This is a genomic window from Pseudomonas sp. CK-NBRI-02 (assembly GCF_008124495.1).
Classification (GTDB): Bacteria; Pseudomonadota; Gammaproteobacteria; order Pseudomonadales; family Pseudomonadaceae; genus Aquipseudomonas; species Aquipseudomonas guariconensis.
This window is the reverse complement of the sequence record NZ_VSJH01000003.1, coordinates 65,710-87,305: the sequence shown is the minus strand read 5'-3', so window position 1 is coordinate 87,305 and position 21,596 is coordinate 65,710. Positions and strand designations below refer to the sequence as shown.

The following is a 21,596-nucleotide window of genomic DNA, read 5'->3' as shown; positions in this document are numbered from 1 at the left end:
GGAATACGCGCCATGCATGACCTCTTGATGATCGACGGCCTGCAGTACTCCAACTGGGGCCCGGAGATATTCCAGCAAATGCAGGCCGGTGGCCTGAGCGCGGTGCACGCCACCATCGCCTACCACGAGAACGCTCGCGAAACCCTGTCGCGCCTGGGCGAGTGGAACCGCCGCTTCGAGACCTGGCCCGAACTGATCCGCCCGGTACGCTCGGCCAGCGACATTCGCCTGGCCCATGAAGAGGGCCGCGTGGGGATCTTCTTCGGCTTCCAGAACTGCTCGCCGATCGAGGACGACATCGCCTTGGTGGAAGTCTTCCGCCAGCTCGGGGTGTTCGTCATGCAGCTGACCTACAACAACCAGAGCTTGCTGGCCAGCGGTTGCTACGAGCGCGAAGACAACGGCATCAGCCGCTTCGGGCGCCAGGTGATCGCCGAGATGAACCGCGTCGGCATGCTGATCGACATGTCCCACAGCGCCGAACGCAGCACGCTGGAAGCCATCGAGCTGTCGACCCGGCCAGTGATCATCTCCCACGCCAACCCGTCGAGCTTCCACGCCGCCAAGCGCAACAAGTCCGACGCGGTGCTGCGCGCAATCGCCGAGTCCGGCGGGCTGCTGGGCTTTAGCACCTACCCGTTCCACCTCAAGGGCGCTTCGGAGTGCTCCCTGGAGAGCTTCTGCGACATGGTCGCGCGTACCGCCGACCTGATGGGCGTCGAGCACATCGGCATCGGCACCGACCTGTGCCAGGGACAGCCGCTGTCAGTGCTCGAATGGATGCGCAACGGCCGCTGGAGCAAGGAGAAAGACTACGGCGAAGGCTCCAAGGACAACGCCAACTGGCCAGCGCCGTTGCAATGGTTCCGCGACAGCCGCGACTTCCCCAACATCGCCCAGGGCCTGCGCGCCCGTGGCTTTGCCGAGGAAGACGTGCGCAAGATCATGGGGCTGAACTGGTTGCGCCTGCTGGAATCCGCCACCACGGCGCAGGCCTGAGCCCCTCGCACGGACAGCCTTACAAAAACAACAATCACAGGTTCCGGAGGCTAAATGAAAAACCCAACCACCCTGCCGGCTGACGACCAGACCCTGCGCCTGCCGCTGTCGCGGGACATCGACTGGCCGCTGTTTCTGATCAGCGGCGGTTTCCTTGGCGCATTCCTGTTGGCGGCCCTGATCGACATCGATGTGGTCTCGGCCCTGGTCAACACGTTGTTCGCCTGGTCGACCAAGGCCTTTGGCCTGTATTGGCAGGTCTTGATGCTGGCGACCTTCGTGGTCAGCCTGGCCATTGGCTTTTCCAAGTGCGGGCGCGTACGCCTGGGCGGCGTGACCCAACGCCCGGACATCAGCACCTTCAACTGGATCGCCGTGATCATGTGCGCCCTGCTGGCCGGCGGCGGCGCCTTCTGGGCCGCGGCCGAGCCGCTGATGCACTTTGCCAGCCCGCCACCGCTGTTCGCGGGCGTGCAACCGCACAGCGAAGCGGCGGCCACTGCAGCCCTGGCGCAGTCCTTCGTGCACTGGGGTTTCCTGGCCTGGGCGGTGCTCGGCAGCTTGCTGGCGATCGTGCTGATGCACCTGCACTACGACAAAGGCTTGCCACTGGCTCCGCGCACCCTGCTCTACCCGCTGTTCGGCGAACGCGCGCTCAAAGGCCCGATCGGCACCCTGGCCGACGCCACCTCGATCATCGCGGTGGTCGCCGGCACCATCGGCCCGATCGGTTTCCTGGGCTTGCAGATCAGCAGCGCCTTGCATGCGGTGTGGGGTGTCCCCAACGGCATCGTCACCCAATCGATCACCATCGTGCTGGTCACGGCGATGTACACCGTCTCCTGCCTGGTAGGGCTCAAGGGCATCCGCTTCGTCAGCGAAATCAACGTCTGGCTGATGATTGGCCTGGCGGTGTTCATGGTGGTGTTCGGGCCGACGCTGTTCATCCTCGGCGGTTTCCCGCAGGCCTTCGCCCTGCATGTGGAGCACTTCATCCCGATGACGATGTTCCGCGCCGATCCCAAGTGGCTGGACTGGTGGACGGTGTTCTACTGGGGCTGGTTCATCGGCTATGCGCCGATGGTGGCGCTGTACGTCGCGCGGATCTCGCGGGGCCGCACCATCCGCGAGATCATCATGACCCTGTCGATCATCGCACCGTTGGTGACCATGTTCTGGTTCACCGTGGTCGGCGGGACCGGCATTGGCCTTGAGTTGCAGACCCCAGGCATTGTCACCGCTCATGGCGCCCAACCCGAGGACCTGCTGCTGGGCGTGACGCAGAACCTGCCGCTGGGCGGCTTGATCAGCGCGCTGTTCCTGTTCCTGAGCTTCATCTCGGTAGCCACCAACGGCGATGCCATGGCCTTCACCGTGGCGCTGGCGATGTCCAGCAACGATAAACCGAAGAAATGGCTGTGCGGCTTCTGGGCCATCGGCATGGGCCTGGCGGCGGTGGTGCTGATCACCATCGGCGCAGGCGGCGTGACCGCCCTGCAGTCCTTCATTGTCATCACCGCGGTGCCGGTGTCGCTGGTGATCCTGCCAGCGTTGTGGGATGCGGTGCGCATCGCCCGGCACATGGCCCGCGAACAAGGCGTCTGAACATGATGCATCCAGGTACGACAACAATGTCCAACACCGTGCTTGCCACCCCCACGCTGCGCCCTGCCGACCAGGTCATGGACTTGGCCCGGTTGGGCAGCCACTTCCAAAGCCCGCTGAGCTTCGTGCGCAGCAGCATGCGGCGGATGATGAACCAGCGCTGGCAGATCCAGCGCAGCCGCTTCGACCTCGATGGCGAAGGTTTCGGCACTGTGATTTACCGCATCGACACGCCGAGTGCCCATTACCACTGCGTGATCTTCTCGGCCTACCTGCCGCCGGAAAAGCGCAGCGACCGGGTGATCGCCGACCAGTGGGACGTGACCTTCGTGCTGGTGGCCGGGGATGTCGACGCGGCGCAACTGGACGACCTTGCGCGCAACGTGCCGCTGCAGGAAGCCGGTCGCTTCGATGCCCGCGTGCTGGTGCTGTCCCGGGCCAACCGCAGCCTGCGCAATTTCGACCGGTTCCTGGCGGCGCTGGCCGAAGGTCAGCAACCGGACCCGCGTCAGCTGGCCGAGGTGGGCTACCTCTACCGCACCACCGCCGTCTACGGCAACGGTAAGTTCGGCATCGCCGACTTTGGTTGCCTGCAAGACAACCCGGACTTCAACCAGCCGTTCAGCGCGCAGATGTTCACGGTGTACCTGCTGCGCCATTTCAGCATCGAGCAGATCGAGCACATGGCCCGTGCGCTCAACCCACAACGGGCGGTACAGCTGGCCCCGGCACTGCAACGCTACCTGGGCGTAGGCAATGCCACGGGCCTGGGCATGGCGCCTTTTTTGATCAATCACCCGCAGCTCGTGGAGCGCTGGATCAGCACGCGGGAAACCGCCCTGGCGCAGGTACTGGCACGATCGGCCGAACCTGCGCATCTGGCCCGCCTTCAGCGGTTGCTCAGCCGCGCCCACCTGCACCTGAGCCAGACCCAGACCGAAGATGTGCGCCAGCATGAGCAAAACCTGCGCACCCTCGCCGAGCTGTCGGCGTTGGCCGACTGGCTCGGTGGCCAGCCGGCGGGCGACGATCTCTGGCCGCGCCTGCTGGCCTGGAGCGAAGCCCACGCCGGGCTAGGTTGCCAGGAACTGCTGGTGAGCCTGTTGCTGGAGCTGTACCCCGAGCAAGTCACGCCGCTGGCCGAGCAGATGGGTGTGGTCGAAGGCCTGCGCCTGGATGCCCAGATGCCCCTTGCGCAGTTACGTGAACTCATCGAGCGGCAGTACGCCTGGGCCCTGGCCTACGACTTCGGCAATGTCGAAGCCGAGCATTTCTTCTGGTACCGCTCGGCCGAAAAAGAAGAGCCGCGCCTGGGCATGCGCGCCGAGGAGCCGGGCGCCGAAAAAGAGATGCAACTGGGCATCGCCCGCAATATCCAGCGCTGCCATGGAGCGTTAGTCGAGCACCTGCGCGAGCAGCCCCAGGCACTGACCGCGCATTTCCTCATCGCCCAACCGGCGTTCAAGGGCACGGTGCGCCGCCTGCAAGGCATGGCCCATACCAGCTATGGCGAAATCCGCGCCAACCTGCTGGCCCAGGACATGCTGCCGATCCACCTGCTGCGCTGCAAACTGGCGTTCTTCGGCGCCGGCAAGTTCGACCCCAAGTCCAGTCGCTGGGTACGCATCACGCTGTTCCAGGGCGCGCCGCTGGTCAGCGACATCGGCCAGCCGTTCGATGACGACTGGAACTTCGCGGTGATGCCGCAGGAGGGGCTGTGACCATGCGCGTATCGCTCAACGAAATCCAGGTGATGTGCCGCAAGGCCTTCGAAGGCATGGGCTTTGCCGCTGGCGACTGCGAGGACGCCGCCGACCTGGTCGGCTGGTTGCACCTGCAGGGGCTGGACGGCATCGGCACGCTGGAAAAAGCCCTGGACTACCTGCAAAGCGAAGCCGAGCAGCCGTTCACCCTGTGCTACGAAGACAGCGCCCTGCTGGTGATCGACGCCAAGGGCCAGAGCGTGCTGCGTTGCGCCGCGACCGTAGTGGAACTGGCGCTGGGCAAGGCCCTGCGCAGCGGTCAGGCGGTGCTGCGTATCCACCACTGCCACAACCGCCTGCTGTTGCTGGGCTACCTGAGCCGGGCGGCCGAGATGGGGCTGCAGGTGCAGGCCCGCTGGGACGATGCCCGCCAGCGCCATGTGGCCAGCTTCGCCGCAGGCGCCAACCATCCTCAACTGCACTGCGACGCCCCGCCCGGTGCCGGGGATGCGATCGAGCAAAGCATCACGGTGTTGTTCAGTCGGCCTGCCCGGGCCATCGCTCCGGTCGCCGCGACCCACAGCCTGCTCAACCAAGGGTTCACGGTCAGCGAACACACCTGGCGCAGGCTCAAGCAGATGGCCGATCACATCCTCGTCGAAAGCACCGAAGCCTCCCGCCGCCATGGCGCGGGCGGCGGCAGCGATGCCGACTGACCCTTACCGAACACTCAGGAATTTCCTTCATGAAACATGCGATCAAGACCAACCTGTTCGCCTCCAAGGCCCCATTGGAATGGGCGGTCGTCGGCAATGGCACTCTGTACACCGCACAGATTCCCATCGACGCCCACGGCCAGGTCGTCGCTGGCGGCATCGAGGCCCAGACCCGCCAGACCCTGGACAATCTGCGGCACACCCTGGAGGCGGCCGGCAGCTCGCTGGACGCCGTGACCCAAGTGCTGATCTACGTCACCGACCGCAGTTACCTGGCCACGGTCAACAGCCTGTACACCGATTATTTCCATGCGCCCTACCCCAACCGTGCAGCCGTGGTGGTGGCCGGTTTGGCGCGGGAGGAAATGCTGGTGGAACTGGTGGTCTACGCCTGCGTGTAAACCCACCCTGAGGCTGCCTGGCAGCCTCGCCCGCGCAAGGCACCGGCCGTGCCGTTCACGGCAGTTCGGTTAACCCGCTCGCACAGGATTCACCGGGGGCCAGGTGGGTGTCGATTTGCACGCGAATGGGCCTCGAGAGCCCTGCAAGAACAGGAGGTGGATAGACAGATCGCGCACCGCGCAGACCGATCGCGCACTCATCGTCGTTGCCAGGGGCCTGTGCAATATCGCGGCCCAAGGAACGCGCTAATAGTGGCTAGCCCCTACACAACAACGAGGCTAGATCCGTGTATTCACGCGTCCTGTGTTCCCTGTCCCTGCTCACCCTCGCCATTGGCGCCGCTCACGCCGCCGACCCGCTCAACACTCCGCGCCTGGTGGGCATGGACAACTTCCGCGACATTGCCGGCACCACCACCGCGTACAGCACCGCCCACAATGGGACCCTGCGCGCCGGCGTGTTCTACCGCACCAACGCCGTGACACCGACCAACGCGGACATGGCCACCCTCACCAGCCTGAACATCGGCAAGGTGTTCGACCTGCGCACCCCCAACGAGATCGCCGTCACGCCTGACCGCCTGCCGCCCGGCGTTCGCTACCAGAACATCGACATCATCGGTGCGACCACCTCGGGGGTGGACATCACCAACACCACGTTCCACAACGCCGACGAGGCGATTGCGATGATGAAGGAGACCAACCGCGCATTCGTCTATGACGCGGGCATGCGTAGCCAGTACACCGTGCTGTTCAACGAACTGGCCAGCGCCGAAGGCGCGACATTGTTCCATTGCACCGCCGGCAAGGACCGCACCGGCTGGACCGCTGCGGTACTGCAAAGCATCGCCGGGGTGGACGACGCCACCATCATGGCCAACTACCTGGCCACCAACGACTACACCGCTGACCGCATCGCGGCGACGCTGGCAGCGCTGCCGCCGAACCTGGCGGCGATCTACGGGCCGATGATCGGCGTGGACGCCAGCTACCTGCAGGCTGGGCTCGATGAGGTCAAGGCGCGCTACGGCACCATGGACAACTACCTCAAACAGGGCCTGGGCCTGTCCCAGGAAACGATCTACGTGCTGCGCGGCAAGATGGTCCGCTATAACAGCCTGCCCGGCCAGGCCAGCCTGCAAGGCAACGCTGCCGCCGGCGCAGGTCTGTTGCAGGACCTGCAGGACAGCTCGCTCTCTGGCACTTACAGCGCCTACAACTACTACCTGCAATCGGCCATCGATGCCGGCACTTTGGGGGGCTTGGAATCCACTGTCGGGGGCCAGGTGCATGCGGATGCGGCCAGCTACCTGCTGCGCCAGGGCGCGATGATCGACCAGGCAGCAGCGCCCTTCACCCATGGCGCGGACCTCAAGCCTGGTCAGTCGCGCCTGTGGAGCACGGCGCTGGCCGGCTATGTGGGCACCGACGGCTCGTCCCACGCACAAAGCAGCAACGAGCACAGCCAGGGTCTGATGATCGGCGTGACCCAGCGCGTTTCCGAGCAGCTCAGTGCCCATGCCGGCTTCGGTTACAGCAACGGCAACGTCGGCGGCGCTGGCGGTGAGGCAGACACCGACCTGACCTTCCTCAGTGCAGGTGCCCGCTTCGCTCCCGGCAGCCTGGAGCGAGGGCTGTTCATCGATGCCAAGGCCAGCGCCGGGTGGTTCGACTATCAAAGCAAGCGCGATCTGGGCGGCGGCCTGGGCCGGGCCAAGGGCGACAGTCACGGCAACCTGGCGGGGGCGAGCGTTGCCTTGGGCTATCGCCTGAACAGCGGCGCGCTGGTGCTGGAACCGAGCCTGGGCGTGAGGGTCAGTCATGTGGACCTGTCGGGGTTCACTGAAAAAGGCAGCGAGCTGGCCCTGGACGTCGATGGCACCGGGCAGACCCGACGCAGCGCCGTGGCCAACCTTCAGGGCAACCTGGCGGCGGTGCACCTGGACAGCGGCTGGCAGCTGGTGCCGGGCTTCTCGGTGGGTTACGAGCATGTGCTTGGGGATCATCAGGTGGACAGCGAAGGTCATCTGCTGGGGCTGGATATCGAACAACGCGCCGCGTTCGACAATCGCGACCAGTTCACCGGCGCGGTCAACCTCATGGCCAACCTGGGTGCGTTCAGCGTGGGCGGTGAAGTGGCGGCCATGGGGGGCGGTGACAGCCATGGGGTGAGCGGGAGCCTGAAGGCCAGCTACGCGTTCTGACCCCCACTGCTCTGCAGAGCGGGGGCTTACACTCCCCGCAGCACCTGAGCGGGGCTCACGCCATAGGCCTGTTGGAAGTAGTGCGAAAACCGCCCGGCGTTGCTGAACCCATGACGCAACGCCACCTCCGACACCGAGCCGGACTCCCCACGTGCCAGGGCTTCATAGGCCCGCTCCAGGCGTACCTGGCGTTGATAATCGACGATCGATGCCCCCACGAACCGCTTGAAGCCCTGCTGCAGAGCCCGCAGGCTGACGTTGGCCAGCGCTGCCAGCTCGGCCCCGCTGGTCAGGCTGTGGGGGTTGGCGCGGATGTAGTCCATGGCCAGCTTCACATGCCGCGGCGCGATTTGCGGCGAGGGCCGGCGCAGCGCTTCGCTGTGGTTGTGCGGCCAGGCCTCGAGCACCGCGTCGACCAGCATTTCCTGCAAGCGCACTGGCATCAGCACGCCCGCGTGGATCAACGAGTCGAACGCGTTCCCCGTGGCCAGCTCGAGCAACGCACGAATGCCCTGGAACGCCGCGACACCCAGGTCCACCACCGGCTCGAAGCGGATCGGCTGTAATACCGGACGGCCCAACAGGATCGCCAGCCGCTCGGTGATCAGCCCCCGGCGGATCGACATGCCGCACTGGGCATGGTCGTCGGCAAAATGCAGGGTCCGGATCGCTCGCTTGTCGATGGCCAGGCCCATACCGGGCCGGCCGGTCGTCTCGACGCCGTGCTCGAAGACGACCCGCCCGGCGCTGGGCAGCACGAAGGTGATCTCATCTTGCGGGGCGCCAAAGGTGATGGAGCAATCGCCCCGGTAGTGCATGCGGCGAAAGCTGACGCCCTCGTGCCGCCCATAGACGCCACTGATGACGATGTCGTCCGACAGCGCCAGCGAGTCGGCATAGAGGTTGTCGAACATCTGCGAGAACAACGCACCGAAAGCGTCGCTGCGCAGGCCTCGGGAGCGGAGGATGATCTGTTTGCGGGGCGTGCCGGAAAACACCTTAGGGTCACCTTCTTGTTGTTTGGACGCATGGGCGCCTGACCTTACCAAGGGGGCATGACAGCGACGTGACCTGCACATGGCCAGGGCTTGAGCAAAACAAAACACAACCGCGGCAACATTTCGAAGTAAATTCCTACAGAAAGTAGCGAATTACCCTCGTAGAATTGTCGCCTGGCGTGTGCTGCGTGCGCCCGGGAGCCTTCCCGAATACGGAGAACATTCATTTGTTTTCCGAGAGCTATTTTCATGTTGCATGCAGCCTCCACACTGTTTTGGCGTTCCCCGCTCCGCCGTGTCTCGGCCGGGCTTTCCAAGCGCCATCCCCTTCCCTTCTTCCCATCCTTTGCTGCAGTGGCCCGGAACGTCCGGGGCCATCGTTTTGCTGTGTCCGCATTCCGACGCGCCGCTGCCCTCGCGAAGGTGACGTCATGAACGAGGACTCCCGTATGAATGCACCTGTGCCCACCCTTGCGCGGCCGTCGCTGCTGCACCGCCTGCTGACCAGCGAGGCCGCTGGCGGCGTGCTGCTGATGATCACCGCTGCCCTTGCCATTGTCCTGGCCAACAGCCCTTGGGCCAGCACTTACCAACATCTGTTGCACTTGCCCGTGGGGCCCACGCTCAGCGACAAGCTCGGCCCGATGACCGTTCACCTGTGGGTCAACGACGGGTTGATGGCGGTGTTCTTCCTGCTGGTGGGGCTGGAAATCAAGCGCGAGCTGGTCGATGGCCGTCTGGCCACCTGGGAGCAACGCCGCCTGCCGGCGTTGCCCGCCTTGATGGGCATGGCCGTCCCGGCGCTGATCTTCCTGGCGGTCTCGCGCAGCGAACCGGGCCTTGCCAGCGGCTGGGCCATCCCCGCGGCCACGGACATCGCTTTCGCCGTCGGCGCCCTGGCGCTGCTGGGTCGGCACGCACCGCTGTCGCTGAAGGTGATGCTGGTCTCGGTGGCGATCATCGATGACATGGGCGCCGTGGCGATCATCGCGCTGTTCTACACCTCGTCGATCAACCTGCTGGCCCTGGCTGCAGCAGGCGGGATCATCCTCGTGCTGCTGGCGTTCAACCGTCTGCGCGTGGTGTCGCTGTGGCCGTACCTGCTGGGTGTCGCTGCGCTGTGGTACGTCACCTTGCTGTCGGGTGTGCACGCCACCATCGCTGGCGTGGTCGGCGCACTGTTGATTCCCTACAGCGCCGGGGTCGGCAAAGCCAGCCCGCTGCTCAAGCTCGAGCACGCCCTGGCGCCATGGGTCGGGTTCTTGGTCGTGCCGGCCTTTGGCTTTGCCAATGCGGGGGTTTCCTTCAGCCACTTGAGCGTGAGCGATGTGCTCGCCCCGCTGCCACTGGCCATTGCCCTGGGCCTGTTGCTGGGCAAACAGCTGGGCGTGTTCGCAGGCGTCTGGCTGGCGGTCAAGACCGGCCTTGCGGCCAAGCCGCGCGGCGCCAGCTGGCTGCAGATCTATGGGGTGGCGATGCTGTGCGGCATCGGCTTTACCATGAGCCTGTTCATCGGCGAGTTGGCTTTCCCAGGGCAGCCCGAGCGGATCGACGAGGCCAAGATCGGCATCCTGCTCGGCTCGCTGGTGTCGGCGCTCGTCGCCTGCGCCATCCTGCGCTTTGCGCCCAAGCGCCAAGCCTGAAGCGCGGCAGTCACGCGCGCACCGTTCGTCGAGGGCCGCACACATGCGGTCCAACCCCCGATGCCAATGCCCTTCTAACGAGCACGTGTTCAACACTGCCTTGGAGGGCAACCGACGATGAACGAACGATTCCTCGAATCGCTGACGACCACGACGCTCTTTGGCATCTCTGTGCTCAACCTGATGCTTGCCCTGGCGGTCAGCATCCTCACCTTCCTGATCGCTCGCTGGGCGATCAGCTTCGTCAAGCGCCGGGTCCAGCATTGGTCCTCCCACGATGGGCATTTCGCCCAAGTCCTGGCCAAAGTCCTCGATGGCACCAGCAACGTGCTGTTGCTGCTCGCCGCGCTGCTGGTGGGCCTGGGCGTGCTGGACCTGCCCGAGCGCTGGCTGGACCGGGTCGGCAGCCTGTGGTTCGTGGTCGCCGCCCTGCAGATCGGCCTGTGGGCCAACCGCGCCATCGCCCTGGGCCTTGCCCGCTATTTCGCGCGGCACAGCGCCGAGGGCTTCTACCAAGGCAGCGCCCTGGCCACCCTGTCGGCCTGGGGCGCGCGGGTGCTGCTGTGGTCGATGGTGTTGCTGGCGATGCTGTCGAACCTGGGGGTGAACATCACCGCCTTCGTCGCCAGCCTCGGCGTGGGCGGGATCGCCGTGGCGCTGGCGGTGCAGAACATCCTCGGCGACCTGTTCGCTTCCCTCTCCATCGCCGTGGACAAGCCATTCGAGGTGGGCGACTTCATCGTCATCGGCCCACTGGCCGGCACGGTCGAACACATTGGTCTGAAGACCACGCGCATCCGCAGCCTGGGCGGCGAGCAGATCGTCATGGCCAACGCCGGCATGATCAGCAGCACCATCCAGAACTACAAACGCCTGCAGGAACGGCGCATCGTCTTTGAATTCGGCCTGTCCTACGACACGCCCACCGAGGCGGTGAAAAAGGCGCCGGGCATCGTCGCCCAGGTGATCAAGTCCCAGCAGCAGGTACGCTTCGACCGCGCGCACCTGCGCGGCTTCGGCAAGGAGTCGCTGGAGTTCGAATGCGTCTACATCGTGCTCGACCCCGGCTACAACCTGTACATGGACATCCAGCAGGCGATCAACTTCCAGTTGCTTGAGCAGTTCGCCAGCATCGGGGCCAAGTTCGCCGTGCCGGCGCGAGCGATCAAAGTGACCTCCCTGCCCCAGGCTTCGAACCAGATGGGCCGCGAAGCCGGCGTGTTCAAGGCCAGGGACTGATCGGTCCGGGCTTTGGCCGCACCACTTCGAAGTGCCCGCGAAATACCGTTTCGACGATGCGCCACTGACCCGCCTCTCGTCGGTAGCGGTCCTGGTAGAAGCCACCAAGCTGGCGGGTCACGCCGGTTTCAGCGTCGCGGTTCTGGTAGTGCAAGGCCCAGCGCGCCTGGGCGTTGTCTGGGTCTTGGTAGTCGATCTGCGGGTTGGCGGCGTGGTGCAGATCGATCACCCGGGGCACACAGGCCAGTTCGCGGTATAGCGCCAGGAACGGTTCGCGGTCGTTGAACACGCCCAGCGGGCCGTAGTCGATCAGCACCGGGCCTTGAGCGAAACAGTCGCGAATCGCGGCCACGTCCTTGCGATCGCATGCGTTCAAGTAACGATGCTTGAGCTCTCGGATGGCCTCCAGGGCCTCGAGGCGGGCGATGCGTTGCTCCAGTGTCATTGCGTCTTGCATGAGGTTCTCCCTGGGATGGTTGCCACCAGACGCTGTTTTCATCTGCTGCACCTTGGGCAGGTGCGCGCCCTCGCAGCCCCCTGCCCTTGAACGTTCCGGGCGCCGCCTGCTGCTTGTCCTGTCGCGGACGGTGCTAGCAAACCTATCCTTACGCGAACGCCCGATGCACCCTCCATTTGGACTAGGTCTGTAGCACAGACCCCGACACCCTCCAACGACATCCCTTTGCCCACTCTCGCCATGCATAAGCATTCGATTGAGTGCGCGCTTCTTTACACTTGCTTTACATTTGTGAATCGTTACTATTTGCGACAGAAAACAACAACGCGAGTGATTCGTAATGGCAAAAAGGTCTGTCGCCCCAGCATCGCTGTCGATGCTGGGCCTGTTGGTAATCCCTGCCGCCTACGCTGAAACCCAGCAAACGCTGGCCTTGCCAGCGACCTCGGTCACCGGTGCCTACGAGCAGCAAAGCTACAAGGCCAGCGAAAGCAAGAGTGCCCTGAAGATCGATGCGCCCCTGCGCGACATTCCCCAGACGGTCAATGTGGTGCCAGAGAGCGTGATCAAGGATCAAGGCGCACAGTCCATGGAAGACGTGCTCAAGAACGTGCCCGGGGTCGGACTCTCCAACGGCGATGGCCAACGCGACCAGGTCACCATTCGTGGCTTCAGTGCTATCGGCGATATGTACATCGATGGGGTTCGCGACGACGCCTTGTATTTTCGCGATCTGTCCAATATCGAGCGCGTCGAGGTCATCAAAGGCCCGGCTGCCGTGCTCTACGGCCGTGGTTCGTCAGGTGGCTTGATCAACAGCGTCAGCAAGAAACCAGGCTTTGCGCCCAAACACGAAGTGGGGATGACCTTCGACACCGAAGGCAAGCGCCGCACCCAGTTCGACACCGGCTATGCCGACCCGCAGGGCAACCAGGCCTATCGCCTCACCGGCGCGTTCGAGGACAGCGACACCTTCCGCGACGATGGCTACATTGATCGCAAGGCCATCGCACCGTCGGCGTATTTCCGTCTTTCTGACGATTTGGAATTGAACCTGGGTGCCACCTACCTGTACGACAAACGCCTGATCGACTTCGGTATCCCGGCCCTGGGCAACCGCCCGGTGGATGTGGACCGCGACAAGCGCTTCGGCTCCGGCGACGCCGACCAGGACTACGCCCGCAGCGAAGTGTTTTCCTTCACCGCGAGCCTGGACTACCGCATCAACGACGACTTCACCCTGACCAACACCAGCCGCTACTACCACTACGATCTGGACCGCAACAACACCCTGGCCGACAGCAGCCCGACCCGCTTCGTCACCGCGCCGGACGGCGAGCTGTTGGTCAAACTCAACCGCGGCAACGTGGCCCGCGACGAGTACGGCGTGTTCAACCAGACTGAGCTCAAGCAGCAGGCGCAACTGGCCGGCATGCAGCACAACCTGCTGTATGGCGTGGAAGTGGGCTATCAAGACAAGTACCAACGCGTGTTCAGCCAGAACAACGTCGCTCAGGTACCGGTGTATCGCGACGGCTTGGTCCCGGTCCCGGAGCATGCCGCCAACCTGACCTCAAAGGGCACCAATTACCAGCAGACCGCAGGCTTTTACGTGCAGGATCTGATCGAGCTGAACGAGCACTGGAAAGCGCTGGTCGGCGTGCGGTATGACATCTTCGGCCAGGAGTACGACGACATCCGTGCCGACGACGTCGACCTTGACCGTACCGACAAGACCTGGAGCCCACGCGTGGGCCTGGTGTACCAGCCCGACCAGATCCAGTCGTACTACGTATCCGTCAGCCGCAGCTACCAGCCTTCAGGGGAAATGTTTGCCGTCAACGCCGGCAACGCGGATTTGGAGCCTGAGAAAACCACCAACTACGAGTTGGGCGCCAAGTGGGACTTGCTGGACAACAAGCTGGCGGTGACTGCAGCCATCTTCCGCCTGGAGCGCACCAACATGCGGACCCCAGACCCGGTCGTCCCAGGATTGACCATCCTGGCCGGCGAGCAGCGTACCGACGGCTTCGAGGCGACGGTCACCGGTCAGCTCTCGGACAAATGGCAGGTCTATGCCGGCTACGCCTACCTGGATGCAGAAATCATCAAGTCCAACGCCAAGACCAACGGCATTGCCAACGAAGGCCAGACCCCAACGCTCACTCCACGCAACAGCGCCAACCTCTGGCTGGTACGCAGCCTCAACGCACAGTGGCGCGTCGCCGCCGGCGCCAATTATGTGGACGAGCGCTACACCGCCTTGGACAACCGTGTGGTGATGCCTGGCTACACCACCTTCGATGCCGCGCTGCTGTACAGCGAACAGCACTGGGACATGGCGCTGCGCTTGAAGAACGCATTCGACCGGGACTACTACGCCTCTGCCCATGGCTCGGTGGACCTGATCACCCCAGGTGCCCCTCGTACCCTGGAAGCCAGCCTGGCCTACCGCTTCTGATGCCACAGGCTGTCCTGGTGCCTGACCAGGACAGCCTGCCACTTGCCACTCACCCCGACGCCAGCCACCGCTCATTGGCTTTCAATGTCCGGCTGGAAGGCTCCAGTTCCCCGATCCGCTCCAGCCGAGCCCGCACGATGTTGCGGCTGATGCCCAGCAGCCGTGCGGTCTGCAACTGATTGCCATGGCAGTAGCGATAGGCCGTGCGAAACACGGCCTCCTCGATGTGCTCGTAGAGGTCCGGCAGGTTGCGCTCGTACAACGCCAGCAACGCAGCATCCAGGCTCGCTTCGAGGGGCGGGGCGGGTAGCGCCTCATGGCGTGACGCAGGGGTGCGCATGTCGGCCAGGTGCAAGTCGCCCGGCTGAACCCGCTGCTGGCGGCAGACCAGCAGCGCATGGTGGATGGCGTTCTCCAGCTCGCGGATGTTGCCAGGCCAGCTGTGCCCGAGCAGCTTGCGTTCGGCCTCGGGGCTCAAGATGGCGCGCTGGTAGCCCAGACGCTGGCAATGCTCCTCGACGAAGAACCTGGCCAGCGGCAGGATGTCCCCGGGCCGTTCGCGCAGCGGCGGCAGGCGGATGGTCGCCACGTGCAGGCGGTAGAACAGGTCCTCGCGAAAATGCCCGGCCACCACGGCATCGGCCAGGTTGACGTTGGTCGCCGCCACCAAGCGTACGTCGATGGGGATAGCGTTGCGCGAACCCAGGCGCACCACTTCGCGCTCCTGCAGCACCCGCAGCAGCTTGACCTGCATGTTCAGTGGCAGATCGCCGATCTCGTCGAGAAACAGCGTGCCGCCATTGGCCGCCTCGAACCAGCCGGCCTTGCTGGTGGTGGCCCCGGTGAAGGCGCCCTTCTCGTGTCCGAACAGCTCGCTCTCCACCAGGCTCTCGGGGAACGCGCCGCAGTTCACGGCAACGAACGGCGCCCGGGCGCGTCGGCTCAACTGATGGATATGGCGGGCGACCAGTTCCTTGCCCGTGCCCGTCTCGCCGATGATCAACGCATTGGCTTCACTGGGGGCAAGGCGCTCGATGCGGCTGAGCAGTTCGCGCGAGCGCGGGTCCTCGAAGACCAACACGGTGGCACGCACCGATTTGCTCAGTTCACGGGCGTGGGGATGGGTGAGCAGCGACATGGCGGCAAGTCCTTTGGCAGGCAATGGGTCGATAGTGCCCGAAAATCCTTATTACAAAATAATTATAAATATGCATTTGCTTATAACTTTAGTGGCACTGTTGCACCAGCAGCACAGCAGCAGCAACCCTTGCTGCCAGCGCAGATCCCCCCAGCCCATGCGACAAGCCCGCCAAAAACAAGAAAATCACAATAAATTCAATTAGTTATCCAGCAAAAATAAAAACCGGTACGGTTGTTGCCCTACCCCCAAGGTGTCCTGCCAGACCAGGACGCGCCGGATGCCATGCGCGCCAGCCAACGGACGCACGCACCGTCATTACGACAACGCAGCCACACCGCTGCACGACGTCCGTTCCGAATGCCATTGGGGATCAGCATGTTCAAACGCACCGCACTTTCCATCGCCGTCGCCCTGGGGGGGCTGCCCGCATTGACGGCGCTGGCTGACGAAAGCCTTACGCCCAGTGAGTCGACCACCGTCGACAGTACCGGCTCTACCTTGTCCAAGGTGGTGGTCACCGCGCAGAAGCGCGAGGAGACCGCCCAGGAAGTTCCAGCTTCGATTTCAGTGCTCAGCGGCGACAAAATCCGCGACAGCTCGCTGCAATCGGCCAACGAGGTCACACGCTTCATCCCCAACGCTTCGGCCGGTACTACCGAGGGTCATGGCCGGCCGCGCTGGTGGATTCGCGGCCTGGGCACCGGCGATCAGGGCGCCAATACCGTGAGCCCCGTGGGCATCTATGTCGATGACGTATACATCGCCAACATCAGCGCCACAGGTTTCCCGCTGTTCGACCAGGAGCGCGTCGAGGTCCTGCGCGGCCCCCAAGGTACCCTCTGGGGCAAGAACACCACCGCCGGCGCAATCAACTTCATCTCGCGCAAGCCGACCTTCGAACGCTCTGGCTATGCCAAGGCCGGCTATGGCGACTATGACGATCGTGTGCTCGAAGGCGCCATCAGCGATGCCCTGGTGAGCGATCGCCTGGCCGCACGCCTGTCGTTCCGCCATCAGGGCCGCGATGGCTACAACGAGAACATCGCCGACCACAACGACCAAGGGGCGCTCGAGGACGACGCCGCGCGGCTGCAGTTCCTGGCTTACATCAACGATGATCTGGAGGCCAACCTCAACCTGCATGCCCGCAGCTATCACGACACCGGCGGCTACAGCACCGTGAGCTATGGCCTGCGTCCCGATGGCAGCAACCAGTTCGGCTACCGTATCGATCCCAAGCAGGGCAAGGTCAACTACAACGCCAAATACCAAGTGCAGATCGACCAGGTCGGCACCAACCTCAACCTCAACTGGCAGTTGGGCGACTTGACGCTCACCTCCATCAGCGCGTTCGAGCACTTCACACGCGACGGTTTCAGCGATTCGGACAACACCCCGCTCGAGCTGCAACGCAGCTACGCCTATGCCGACAGCCAGCAGTGGTCCCAGGAGCTGCGCCTGGCCTCGCCGCGCGAGGACCGGCTGAACTGGGTGGTGGGCCTGCACTACTTCAACGAGGACCTCGACTCGCGCAACGCCAGCGCCGCCCTGGACAACCCGTTCATCCCTCGCTACTACAACAACCTCAGCTACAACCAGGGCACCGAGAGCTACGCGGTCTTCGGCAGCAGCACGTTCCGCTTCACCGAGGACTTCAGCATCACCGCCGGCCTGCGCTGGACCCGCGAAACCAAGGACATCGACCTGCGCCGGGTGCAGAACCAGGGCCAGGCTGACTTTTCCAACGGCGACTGGTGGAAGCCTGGCAGCGTGTCCAGCCCGCTGGTGGTCAACGCTGTGCAGGACGAGCGCAACACCTGGAGCGACTGGACTTACGATCTCACCCCCGAGTACCAGATTTCCGACAACGCGCGGGTGTACCTGCGCTACGCCTATGGCTTCCGCTCCGGCGGTTACAACACCGGCGCGACCAGCCAGGCGACCGTGGCCACGGTGAACCCGGAATACCTGACCTCCTACGAGCTGGGGGTGAAGTCCGAGTGGCTGGATGGGCGGCTGAACGCCAACGCCGCGCTGTTCTACTACGACTATGAAGACATCCAGCTGAATATCGTCAGCGCGGTGAACAACCAGACCGTCTCGCGCCTGGCCAACGGTGCCGAGGGCGAGGCGTACGGCGCGGAGTTCGAGCTCGAAGCGGTGCCAGTGCAAAACCTGCACCTGAACTTCGCCCTGGGTCTGTTGCACACCGAGTTCACCGACTACACCTCCGGCAGCAACGACTATTCGGGCAACAAGTTCGTCCGCGCACCGAACGTCTCGGCGGTGATCGGCGCGGACTACCGCATCCCGCTGCAAGTCGGCGGCGCACTGGTGCTGGGCACCGACTGGAACACCCGCAGCCGCCAGTACTTCTTCTCCAACGACCAGAGCCAGAACATGCGTAGCGGCGGCTATACCCTGGGCAACGCGCGGATCACCTACGAGCTGCCCGGCGACACCACTCAAGTGAGCGCCTATGTCAGCAACCTGACCGACAAGGAGTACCGCAACCACACCCTGCCGGGCGGCTTCCAAACTGCCGGAGTGATGTTCGGCGACCCGCGCACCTTCGGCGTTTCCGTCACCACCGAATTCTGACCCCAACGCCCGCGGCATGTGCCGCGGGCCTGCTCGAGGAGCCCATCATGCCCATCGCTACCCTGCCCCGGCTGCTGCGTCACCTGCTGCTGCCCGCCGCGTTGCTCACGGCCCAGGCCCAGGCGGCTGAACCACAGACCGTGCGCATCGCCACCGTGGCCTATGCCAATGCCGGCAAGACCATCTTCAATGGCCCGTCCTACGTCATGGATCGGGACAAATGGCTCGAACAGCAGCTGGCCCAGCGCAACATCAAACTCCAATGGGTACCGGCCGCCACTGCCTCGGTGGGGACATTCGTCAACGAAGAGTTCGCCAACCGGCGTATCGATTTCGCCTTCTATGGCGACCTGCCGTCGATCATCGCCAATGCCTCAGGCGTCTCGACCCAACTGATCGTGCCTGGCGGCAGCGGCAACAACGTGTACTTGGTGGTGCCGCCGGGGTCATCGGCCAAATCCATCGCCGACCTCAAGGGTAAGCGCATCGCCCTGCACCGCGGACGGCCCTGGGAGCTCTCGTTCGCCAAGTTGCTCGACGCCAACCAGCTGCGGTTCGATGACTTTCGCATCTTCAACCTCAACCCCCAGGCCGGTGCCGCTGCGCTCAGTGCGGGGCGTGTCGATGCGCTCTTCACCCTGAGCGATGCGTATCTGCTCGAAGACAAGCAGGTCGGGCGCATCATCTGGTCGAGCAAGCAGGCCCCCGCTGACTGGCGGATGCGCGCCGAACTGTGGGGCGCCAAGGATTTCATCGCCCAGCAGCCTGAGATTACCCAACTGGTGGTCGATGCCTACCTCAAGGCCGCCCACTGGACCGCGCAGCCAGAGAACCAGGCGGCGTACCAGGCCTACCAGGCGCAGTCCGGGCAACCTTTGAGCGTGTTGCAGCGCGAAGCCGAGGGCCAGCCTTGGGCGCAGCATTTCAGCCCCCTGTACGACCAGGCGCTGCGCCAGCATTACACCGACGCCATTGCCTATGCCCTCAAGGCTCGGTTGATTCGCGGCGAGGTGAACGTAGAGACCTTGCTCGAGCCGAAGTTCGTGCAGCAAGGGTTGCAGAATCTGCAGTTGCAGCAGTACTGGACAGTGCCTGTGGCTTCGGTCGCCACCCAGCCCTGATCAACACCGCCGGGGCTGCTGCGCAGCCCATTTGCGGGTAGGCCCGCGAATGGGCTGCGCAGCAGCCGCCGGGCTCAGGCCACGCGTTCCAGCAACTTTTGGCCCTGTGCCCACAGCCCGGTCATCTTCCACTGCTGCTCCAGCACGCCCGGGCCGAACTCCTGGGAGCCGCCGAACAGTTCAGCCAGCCCTTGGAAGTGCGCGCCCTCCTCGATCAGCAAAATCAACTTGGACACCTGCAACAACGACTCACCCCAGAACGTGGCGCCGCCATTGGCTTCGAGAATGGCCGGTGTATGCGGGTTCTGCTCGATACGCTCGACGATGAACGCTTGTTCAGGCTGGCGACGGTCGATGTAGATCGGCAGCTCGCGGGCCAACGTCACGCGCTGGGAGGCGGCATAGCGGATCGGCAGTACCCGGTGCGCACTGGCCCAGCCCCCCAGGTACGGGGTATGCACGTGAATCACCACATTCACCTCAGGACGCCGCTGGAACACCTGGGCGTAACGCTGGCCATTGCCGCCGGCCTTGCGTCCGCTCAAGGGGGAACTGCCGTCGGCGGTCTCGTCCAGCACCACCTCGCCATCGTAATTGGCAACCACTGCGCGAATGGTCGGGTCATCGGCCCAGGGGCTTGGGGCGTGCAGGGCGATCACCAGATCGCTGTCCGGCACACGCAGGTAGGCCTGGAAGGTATTGGTGGCGCTCAGCGTGCGGGTATCGCGCAACACCTGGAAGGCCTTGGCGAAATCGTGCCGCACGCGATCGAGCTGGGCGAGCAGTGCCGGGGTGATTCGATGGGACATGGTGCAACTCCTGTGTAGCGCCTCGGAAAGTCGGGCTAGCACTGTCTGAGCAGAAGTTGTGCCACTCCTGAATTTCAAGTTTTTTCAATCACTTATCCGTTACAAGATCAATTTCCACGGCACGTACGGCCCGCATCTGCTGCGGCGCCAACAGCCGTTGCTGACCAAGTGTTGCTGGATCAGCAATCGCGCTCATGGATGCGGCTTGAACCACGCTGCACCCCTTGCTGCACAAGGCTTCCAGACTTTCGGCACAGCCCTTGCTCAATGACTGGCAAGCCCACGCTGGATGCGTTCGGGCCTTCCTTCATGCAGCCACTGGAGCACAGCCATGAGCACCGAATTCTTCTGGCGCCTACCCTTGGGTAGCGACGGCCCTTACCTGGCCACCGACAAGAACAACCGCGGCGCCCCGACTTACCGTCCGGGCAACATTGCCCCCGGGCGTCTGCCCAACGGCGAGGCCGACGGCTTCACGTACATCGACTACATCGCCCAGGTGGCCAAGGCCGCCGAGCTTGCAGGCTTCGAAGGGGCCCTGCTGCCCACCGGGCCGGAGCCGTGGATCGCCGCCGCGGCTTTGGCCCGGGAGACCCGCCGCATCAAGTTCCTGGTGGCCTTCCAGGCCACCTGGACGCTGCCGGCCTATGCCGCCCAGCAAGCCGCGATCCTGCAGAACCTCAGCCACGGCCGCCTGGAGTGGAACATCATCACCGGTGGCAACCCTGCCAGCCAACGCGCCAACGGCGACTTCCTCGAACACGACAAACGCTACCAGCGCACCGGCGAATTCCTCGACATCATCGAGGGTCTGTGGCGCAACGAACAGTTCAGCTACCAGGGCGATATCTACCAACTGGAGAACGGCGCGTTGCCACCAGGGCTCAAGCACGAGCGCAAGCCGAGCATCTACTTCTCCGGCTTCTCCGACGCCGCGCTGGACGTGGCCGCGCGCCACGCCGATGTCTACCTGAACTGGGCAGAGCCGGTGGACAAGCTCAAACCCCACTTGGACCGTGTCCGCGAGTTGGCCGACAAACAAGGCCGCCAGGTGCGCTTCGGCATCCGCATCGACCTGTTCGCTCGCGAAACCGAAGACGCCGCCTGGCGCGAGCTGCGCCAGCAATACGAGCGGATCGACACCCGCACCAGTGCCGCGATCAAGCACTTCGCCAGCGGCTCCGACTCGGTGGGCGCCGCCCGCCAGAGCGCCTATCACCAGCACCTGGAACGCTTCGACGACCTGATCCTGGGCCCCAACCTCTGGGCCGGTTTCGGCAAGGCCAAGCCAGGGCCCACCGTGGGTCTGGTGGGCAGCCACGAGAACGTCGCCGAACGCCTGGCCGAATACCGCGACGCCGGTTTCTCGACCTTCATCCTGGCCGGCAATCCGCACCTGGAAGAAGCCCTGCGCATCGGCCAGGAAGTGCTGCCGCTGGTGCAGACCCGCCGTCACTCGCAAGACGACCACCCCACCGCGCTGAAGGCCAGCGCCTGA

At 64.3% G+C, this 21,596-nt stretch carries 16 protein-coding genes; 12 read left to right on the top strand and 4 right to left on the bottom strand.

Translation table 11 applies throughout. The features are described 5' to 3' along the window. Nucleotides 1-12: 12 nt before the first annotated feature. The 6 genes from DQ397_RS02980 (at nucleotide 13) to DQ397_RS02955 (ending at nucleotide 7,628) form a co-directional block, all read left to right on the top strand. The gene (locus DQ397_RS02980; RefSeq protein ID WP_043209248.1) at nucleotides 13-999 is read left to right on the top strand and encodes a dipeptidase; all 987 of its coding nucleotides are present in this window, start codon (nucleotides 13-15) and stop codon (nucleotides 997-999) included. 54 nt (nucleotides 1,000-1,053) lie between these two features. Continuing rightward, entirely contained in the window at nucleotides 1,054-2,604 is a 1,551-nt protein-coding gene (locus DQ397_RS02975; protein WP_043209246.1) for a BCCT family transporter, read from the top strand. Nucleotides 2,605-2,630: 26 nt separating this feature from the next. Further along, on the top strand, nucleotides 2,631-4,325 hold the full coding sequence (locus DQ397_RS02970; RefSeq protein WP_043209244.1) for a hypothetical protein: 1,695 nt from the start codon (nucleotides 2,631-2,633) through the stop codon (nucleotides 4,323-4,325). Between the two features lie 2 nt (nucleotides 4,326-4,327). Continuing rightward, nucleotides 4,328-5,023, top strand: a complete 696-nt coding sequence (locus DQ397_RS02965; protein ID WP_043209242.1) for a DUF3726 domain-containing protein — start codon at nucleotides 4,328-4,330, stop codon at nucleotides 5,021-5,023. Nucleotides 5,024-5,052: 29 nt separating this feature from the next. After that, complete coding sequence (locus DQ397_RS02960; RefSeq protein ID WP_043209241.1) at nucleotides 5,053-5,424, top strand: RidA family protein; 372 nt, start codon at nucleotides 5,053-5,055, stop codon at nucleotides 5,422-5,424. Nucleotides 5,425-5,711: 287 nt separating this feature from the next. Then, on the top strand, nucleotides 5,712-7,628 hold the full coding sequence (locus DQ397_RS02955; RefSeq protein ID WP_043209238.1) for a tyrosine-protein phosphatase: 1,917 nt from the start codon (nucleotides 5,712-5,714) through the stop codon (nucleotides 7,626-7,628). A gap of 26 nt (nucleotides 7,629-7,654) precedes the next feature. Here DQ397_RS02955 and DQ397_RS02950 read toward each other — a convergent pair whose 3' ends face one another. Next, nucleotides 7,655-8,626 (bottom strand): AraC family transcriptional regulator, encoded by a 972-nt coding sequence (locus tag DQ397_RS02950; RefSeq protein WP_043209237.1) that lies wholly within the window; start codon nucleotides 8,624-8,626, stop codon nucleotides 7,655-7,657. Between the two features lie 449 nt (nucleotides 8,627-9,075). Here DQ397_RS02950 and nhaA point away from each other — a divergent pair, with 449 nt between their 5' ends. Then, complete coding sequence (gene nhaA, locus DQ397_RS02945; protein WP_043209264.1) at nucleotides 9,076-10,269, top strand: Na+/H+ antiporter NhaA; 1,194 nt, start codon at nucleotides 9,076-9,078, stop codon at nucleotides 10,267-10,269. A 117-nt stretch (nucleotides 10,270-10,386) separates the two neighbouring features. After that, nucleotides 10,387-11,508: a mechanosensitive ion channel family protein gene (locus DQ397_RS02940; RefSeq protein WP_043209235.1), complete on the top strand. Its 1,122-nt coding sequence runs from the start codon at nucleotides 10,387-10,389 to the stop codon at nucleotides 11,506-11,508. Here DQ397_RS02940 and DQ397_RS02935 read toward each other — a convergent pair. After that, nucleotides 11,492-11,965: a nuclear transport factor 2 family protein gene (locus DQ397_RS02935; protein WP_238556603.1), complete on the bottom strand. Its 474-nt coding sequence runs from the start codon at nucleotides 11,963-11,965 to the stop codon at nucleotides 11,492-11,494. The genes DQ397_RS02940 and DQ397_RS02935 overlap by 17 nt on opposite strands. A 340-nt stretch (nucleotides 11,966-12,305) precedes the next feature. On the opposite strand from DQ397_RS02935, the gene DQ397_RS02930 reads away from it, so the two are divergent. Beyond that, nucleotides 12,306-14,426 carry a TonB-dependent siderophore receptor gene (locus DQ397_RS02930; RefSeq protein ID WP_052352427.1) on the top strand — a complete coding sequence of 707 codons (2,121 nt, stop codon included), beginning with the start codon at nucleotides 12,306-12,308 and terminating at the stop codon, nucleotides 14,424-14,426. 49 nt (nucleotides 14,427-14,475) lie between these two features. On the opposite strand, the gene DQ397_RS02925 is transcribed toward DQ397_RS02930, so the two are convergent. Beyond that, the gene (locus tag DQ397_RS02925; protein WP_052352426.1) at nucleotides 14,476-15,564 is read right to left on the bottom strand and encodes a sigma-54-dependent Fis family transcriptional regulator; all 1,089 of its coding nucleotides are present in this window, start codon (nucleotides 15,562-15,564) and stop codon (nucleotides 14,476-14,478) included. Nucleotides 15,565-15,942: 378 nt separating this feature from the next. On the opposite strand from DQ397_RS02925, the gene DQ397_RS02920 reads away from it, so the two are divergent. After that, a complete protein-coding gene (locus DQ397_RS02920) occupies nucleotides 15,943-18,168 on the top strand; it encodes a TonB-dependent receptor (protein ID WP_043209258.1) in 2,226 nt (741 codons plus the stop codon). Between the two features lie 47 nt (nucleotides 18,169-18,215). Continuing rightward, nucleotides 18,216-19,289: an ABC transporter substrate-binding protein gene (locus DQ397_RS02915; RefSeq protein ID WP_043209228.1), complete on the top strand. Its 1,074-nt coding sequence runs from the start codon at nucleotides 18,216-18,218 to the stop codon at nucleotides 19,287-19,289. Between the two features lie 74 nt (nucleotides 19,290-19,363). Here DQ397_RS02915 and DQ397_RS02910 read toward each other — a convergent pair whose 3' ends face one another. Beyond that, nucleotides 19,364-20,098: a class II aldolase/adducin family protein gene (locus DQ397_RS02910; protein WP_043209224.1), complete on the bottom strand. Its 735-nt coding sequence runs from the start codon at nucleotides 20,096-20,098 to the stop codon at nucleotides 19,364-19,366. Nucleotides 20,099-20,429: 331 nt separating this feature from the next. Between DQ397_RS02910 and DQ397_RS02905 the strand changes: the two genes are divergently transcribed. Continuing rightward, complete coding sequence (locus DQ397_RS02905; RefSeq protein WP_043209223.1) at nucleotides 20,430-21,596, top strand: LLM class flavin-dependent oxidoreductase; 1,167 nt, start codon at nucleotides 20,430-20,432, stop codon at nucleotides 21,594-21,596.